The 5,755-nt window shown below is 37.0% G+C and carries 7 protein-coding genes and 1 pseudogene; 7 read left to right on the top strand and 1 reads right to left on the bottom strand.

What is annotated here, in order from left to right:
* A pseudogene (locus AC2JBO_RS42450) lies at nt 1–309 on the top strand (single-stranded-DNA-specific exonuclease RecJ); the annotation flags it as partial.
* Between the two features lie 101 nt (nt 310–410).
* On the opposite strand, the gene psb30 reads toward AC2JBO_RS42450, so the two are convergent.
* A complete protein-coding gene (psb30, locus tag AC2JBO_RS42445; protein WP_026092833.1) occupies nt 411–533 on the bottom strand; it encodes a photosystem II reaction center protein Ycf12/Psb30 in 123 nt (40 codons plus the stop codon).
* Nucleotides 534–682: 149 nt separating this feature from the next.
* Between psb30 and AC2JBO_RS42440 the strand changes: the two genes are divergently transcribed.
* The 6 genes from AC2JBO_RS42440 to AC2JBO_RS42415 form a co-directional block, all read left to right on the top strand.
* On the top strand, nt 683–1,045 hold the full coding sequence (locus AC2JBO_RS42440) for a YkgJ family cysteine cluster protein (RefSeq protein ID WP_496959638.1): 363 nt from the start codon (nt 683–685) through the stop codon (nt 1,043–1,045).
* Nucleotides 1,046–2,214: 1,169 nt separating this feature from the next.
* Nucleotides 2,215–3,573 (top strand): glycosyltransferase family 4 protein, encoded by a 1,359-nt coding sequence (locus AC2JBO_RS42435; protein ID WP_496959637.1) that lies wholly within the window; start codon nt 2,215–2,217, stop codon nt 3,571–3,573.
* Between the two features lie 429 nt (nt 3,574–4,002).
* Nucleotides 4,003–4,428, top strand: coding sequence for a hypothetical protein (locus AC2JBO_RS42430; RefSeq protein ID WP_496959636.1), 426 nt, complete (start codon nt 4,003–4,005; stop codon nt 4,426–4,428).
* Between the two features lie 78 nt (nt 4,429–4,506).
* The gene (locus AC2JBO_RS42425; RefSeq protein ID WP_496959635.1) at nt 4,507–4,911 is read left to right on the top strand and encodes an EamA family transporter; all 405 of its coding nucleotides are present in this window, start codon (nt 4,507–4,509) and stop codon (nt 4,909–4,911) included.
* A gap of 33 nt (nt 4,912–4,944) precedes the next feature.
* On the top strand, nt 4,945–5,295 hold the full coding sequence (locus tag AC2JBO_RS42420) for an EamA family transporter (RefSeq protein ID WP_496959634.1): 351 nt from the start codon (nt 4,945–4,947) through the stop codon (nt 5,293–5,295).
* Nucleotides 5,296–5,371: 76 nt separating this feature from the next.
* On the top strand, nt 5,372–5,755 hold a 384-nt coding region (locus AC2JBO_RS42415), incomplete at its 3' end, for an FAD-dependent oxidoreductase (RefSeq protein ID WP_496959633.1).

Raw genomic sequence — 5,755 nt, 5'->3', positions numbered from 1 at the left:
GCCAGATTATCTACTCCAACTCAACAAGCACAAATACTATTATTTAACCAGTTTAAGTCAGCATCGAATAAACCGCGAATCACATTTGAACATCAAGGTCGCTATTACACCTGCTGTATCTATAATAATGGCGCCTTAGAGCTAAGAATTCAAAACCACGAAGGTAAAATTCTGGCTGTGACAGCGAACAGTACTACTGGTTTACTTGGAAGTTCCCGTCGAGATGCAAAAGAGGTTGATATATCTCAACCCCCTTACGATGCCATTATTCGTGCAGCACTTCTAGCTTTGGATAATGATGATTTTTGATTAAATATTAGCATCCGTTCTGGAGAATATGAGTAAGGTGCATGACGCTAGCAGATCACTTGCTTCGTTTTCAGATTTTTGGTGGCGTCACGCACCCTACGTTAGAGGTCGCCGTTGCGGAATGCCAGAACAAAAATAACGATTGGACCGGATAGCATGATAAGAGCTACCGATGTAAGCTGGAAAATTACTTCCCAATTGATGTTTCCCAACGCCTCGAACATTTTTTCCTCCGAACTTGTCTAAAAAAGTTAAATAGTACACTTACCGAACTAGAATCTTATAATATCTGGCTAATGCCAGTGAATTTTAATTTTCTTAACAAAACTATAAGTAACGACATAATTACTTCCTTAAACCCGATTCAAAAACTATGGCAACTTGGCAATGTGTAAAGAACTGTGGCGCCTGCTGTAATCTTGACCCAGCAGACCGTCCTGATATCCACGAGTATTTGACTCCTGTGGAATTAGAAGAGTATCTCAGTATGGTTGGTGAAGGTGGTTGGTGTATCAACTTTGACCAATCTGCGCGCGAGTGTCGCATTTACGCGAACCGTCCACGGTTTTGTCGGGTGCAACCTGACGTATTTGAGGAAATGTATGGGGTTGAGGCTGAAGACTTAAACAATTTTGCTATTGACTGTTGTCGTCAACAAATTGAAGGAGTATACGGTGACCGCAGTTTGGAAATGCTACGGTTTGATAAAGCAGTTTGTGCCGTCCCTAGCTCGTAAAGAAGATTAAAATAATATTAATATATTATTAATAGACAGATTCTAAAATGTCCACATCGACTAGAGACAAATGTGCAATATAGGGGTCACAAGTTAAAGAAAGTGGTTTTAACAAGACTAATTAGGGGTTGCTGAAAAACTCCACAAAATTAACCTAGACGCGCTCACAGTATAAAAAAATGGTTGTTTCGGAGGTTGCCTTACAAATCAAGCCCTAATTTTTCCAAGCAAATGCACGGATTTTAGGTCTGTAGGCGCCTTGTTGTTGCACTTAATTGGAATCAAAATGCTTAAAACCCTTACATCATAAAGGTTTTAGTTCTATTCAGCAAGCCCTAATTATTAATTTTTGATAAAGACAGAGGTTTTTTGTAAAGGCAACTTCATAAATAATTTTTCTTCAAGCACAACTTTTTGTGCTTTTTTCTGCGTTTTAAAAATAAAATGAATTTTTCAATTTTTTGTTTTTTGTAGAATTATTACAGTTATCAAGCAATTAAACGCATGTTATCAAGCAAATATTTTACCTTGCAACGGTTGATGGTGATAGGTTGAATTGAAGTATGAGCAACAAAAGGCACACAATACTATCTATTTGATAACTAAATTTACTATCTAAGATTTGCTCGACTGCATATATGCTAGGCAATGTATTTCGTTGGGTGGAGTCAACTAATATACATATAAAAACACTTATATCAATAATTGCATCAATATTTTTTTTTATACATAGGTAAAGTTAAAATATTAAAATTCTGTAAAATAATAATTGGGGTTATATGAATTTTTGGTAAAGTTAATGAGAATATCTCAAACATGCTAATCTAATTATTAATTGTGTGTAAGGAAACGATTGAGATATATAAACTTGGAAAAATTCTGTTTTCGGATAACTTCTTAGAAGTTTTGGTTGCCCCAATACAAGCCAATTAGCTCACAAATGCTGAATTCATATCTTGCATAATTCGCAAGAATATATAGGAAATGGGAATATTACAACAAATTAAGGTTTGTTAGCGTAGCTATTCGCTCTTAATTCCTGTTTCTAGTTAATACGTTAGTCCTGACTCAATTGTCCTTTATTGGTACGTTGAGGCAAGCTCCCTATGTTCAAAAATGGCTCTCTGGAGTTTAGTGTTGTCATCTGAAAGATATTTAGGAATTAGACGATGAGATTTAACAAATGGATTAATCTCAAATTATTTCATTCTGTTTCTTCCCAGCAACCACATGAAACACAGCAAAATAGACAAAATTCTACAGGAACTCAGCAGTCTGTGAAGTTGTCTGTGGTTACTCAGTTTTTCCCCCCAGATTATGCGGCAACAGGTCAGTTGTTAGAAGAGCTGGTGATGAATTTGGGTTTACTGGGAATTGACGTAGAAGTTTTTACTGGTCAACCTGGTTATGCATATCAGGTAAAAAATGCTCCGCAAGTTGAGTATCGAGGTCGAGTTAGAATTCAACGCTCACGTACTGCTCAACTTGCTCCCGGACGAATTCGCGGAAAAGCGATTAACGGTGTTCTGTACACTGTACGTGCGCTCTGGCATTTATTTCGAGCTAGACGCTGGAATAATGCGTTGTTGATATCTACTGCACCACCGTTTCTGCCGCTTTTAGGGTATTTTGCGAATATTTTGTTCAAAACGCCTTATGTTTGCATACTCTACGATTTATATCCAGATATTGCTGTAGCACTAGGTGTAGTTTCCAAACGCCATTGGTTGACAAGATTTTGGCAGTCTGTGAACCAGAGAGTCTGGAAAAATGCTATGGGAATAGTGGTTTTGAGTCCAGCGATGAAGCGACAGGTGGTAGTAAGCTGTCCTGCGGTTGCTGATAAAGTTTCTGTGATTCATAGTTGGGCAGACCCAAATTGGATAGTACCGATTGCCAAGCATGAAAATTGGTTTGCTTGGAAATATGATTTGGTCAAAAAGTTTACAGTCCTTTACTCTGGTAACTTGGGTCGTTGTCATGATATGAACACGATTCTTGAAGCTGCCAAGCAATTACAAGATGAGCCAATTCAATTCCTAATTATTGGTGGAGGTGCCAAGCTAAATGAATTGATTCAAGAAGTGAATCGTTTGAATTTGAAGAATTTTTTGTTTTTACCGTATCAAGACAAGAAGGTTTTACCTTACTCGTTGACAGCTTGCGATTTATCGCTTGTGAGCGTAGATGAACGAACAGAGAATTTGGTGACTCCTAGTAAGCTTTATTCTGCTTTAGCTTCTGAAAGACCAATTGCAGCGATTTGTTCACAGTTTTGTTATTTGAGGCAAATTATTACTGAAGCTGACTGTGGCAGTTCGTTTGATAACGGAGATAGTAACGGTTTGACGCAATTTATTCGTTTGCTTAGTCAAGACCGTTTATTAGCTGAACGTATGGGTAAAGCAGGTCGTCAGTATTTGCGCGCGAACTTCACACCCAAAATAATTGCTAGGCAATATCTGGAGGTTTTGAAGCAAGCCGTGTCTACTGAAGTTGTGAGCATGACTCAAAGTTCTGTAGAGTAGGCGCCGTGGGTAACAATGAAGGGGCAACATTACGTTCATAGTATTAATTCTTATTAGTACTATTATCAAATTACTTGTTTTTGGTTTGAAGCTGGTTTATTTAATACTTCAAACTCACTTTGTGGTGCGACAAACTTTAAAAAGTTAAGAAAATGAAATGTGTTGCAATAATTATGTAAGATTGTTATATACTGCAAATAGTGAGTTTAAGTGTTCCCCATAAAATTTGCTGAACTAGTACATTCCTAATGACAAAGCCGCTCGAATAAATGAAATAAACCGAGCAAACTGAATAAATCAAGCAAAACTGAATAAATTTAACAAGTGAGTTATCAACTTAGGAGTTTGGGCTTCGATGGTCTTATGATCTCAGTCCCTCTAAACGTAACCTTCATGCAAGTGTTTTGTATTGTCATCGGGGGTCGAATTATGCAGAGAAGGTGTGACAAAAATCGCAAACGCTCGAAACGAAGATCAATATACTGTCCAATTCATGGTTGTTATTTAGAGAGTAGAAGTCCGAAATATTTACTTTTTGCTGATAAAGCAGGTCAATTACAACAAAGAGGAATGAGTCGGAAAAACGCCAGAATGATAGTAGCATCCAAAACGGCTGTTCCAATACCAGGAGAATGGTTAGAAGCTTTTTGGTGTGATGAGTGCCAAGAAACGAAGTGGTATCACGTTTGTAAAAATGAACGTAGATACACAGCCTACGAGGCGCCGCATGAATTATGGCAACAAGTATCAGGGGTAATTAACCCAGATGGCAACCCAAGCGTTGGAGAGTTTACACGCAGACAGGCAAGATTAACTGGTAGTAATTGCATTAAGGATTTCCATTTTGTTTGTTAATTACAGTACCAATCAAGGCATTTGGTACTTTCCTAGAATGGAACAGACTTTTACTTATGTCATTTAACAAAATTTTCCATGAACTCTAACTTATCAAAATCGCGATTGAAGTTAATTTCATATACAACGATGATTGCCAGCATTGTACTGGGCTGCGCTGGACAATTGTTGATGAAAAATGCGATGATGAATCAGAATGGAGAATTGTTATCATGGACGTTTCTTCAAAATTTAGCACTTGCAATTACTACTTACAGTTTGGGAGTAGTTAATTGGATTTGTGCCTTGCGATTTATAAAGCTTAGTATTGCCTATCCATTAACCAGCTTAAATTACGTTGGAATAATTGTCGGTTCTCATTACTTTTTTAATGAAGAAATTACAATAAATCGAGTCAGTGGAGTTTGCCTAATTTTTATTGGAGTTATGTTAGTAGTTATACCAATAAAAACTCCTAAAGCAATTCAGAAAAATGCTGACTAAATTCAGATTTTACGCATTAGGTGTTATTCGCAAATGAGCGTAATTGCTTTGCTAATTTTAATGTTGGTAGTTTTACTGGGAACAGCAGGACAACTATCGTTAAAGCATGCATTTAATAATTCCAGTACAGCCAGTACGCCATTCCGAAACCTTTTAGTTTCCCCTTATTTTTGGATTTGGTTTATTAGCTATTTAATTGTAACTGTATTGTGGCTGTTTGTATTGCAGAAAATGCCTCTTAATCAGGCGTTTCCATCATTGGGATTAACATACGCTTTTGTGCCACTTGCATCTCATTATTTTCTGAAGGAGAAAGTCTTTTTAAATCAGTGGCTAGGAATTGTTATTATTCTTAGTGGTGTAATTCTTGTTTTACATAGATAACTACAATACATTTTTATCAGCTTGTACTAAGAAAGCTCTCTTAACTTAAGCTGAGGTTGATAACAGCGAGGTATACATGAATATTGGTATTATCGGCGGTGGTATGACGGGTTTGGTATTAGCCCATCATCTTTCGCAAACAGGTCATACAGTAACAGTTTTTGAGAGTGATAAACAACTTGGCGGACTTGCAACTTATCACGATTTTGGCCCATTTATTTGGGATAAATTTTATCATGTTATCTTGCCGTCTGATATTAGTTTAATCAAATTTATCAAGGATATTGGACTTGGAGAACAATTACGCTGGCATCCAACTTTGACAGGGTTTTATGTTGACCAAGAATTACATTCACTTAGTAACAGCATAGAATTTCTGCGCTTTCCTCCACTGGGATTGTTAGGAAAAATTAGATTAGCTTTTACTTTGTTATATGGTTCACGCATTAATAACTGGGGG

The sequence above is a fragment of the Calothrix sp. CBUCES-K 9914 genome (assembly GCF_059640475.1).
This window is presented reverse-complemented; position numbering and strand designations above follow the sequence as displayed.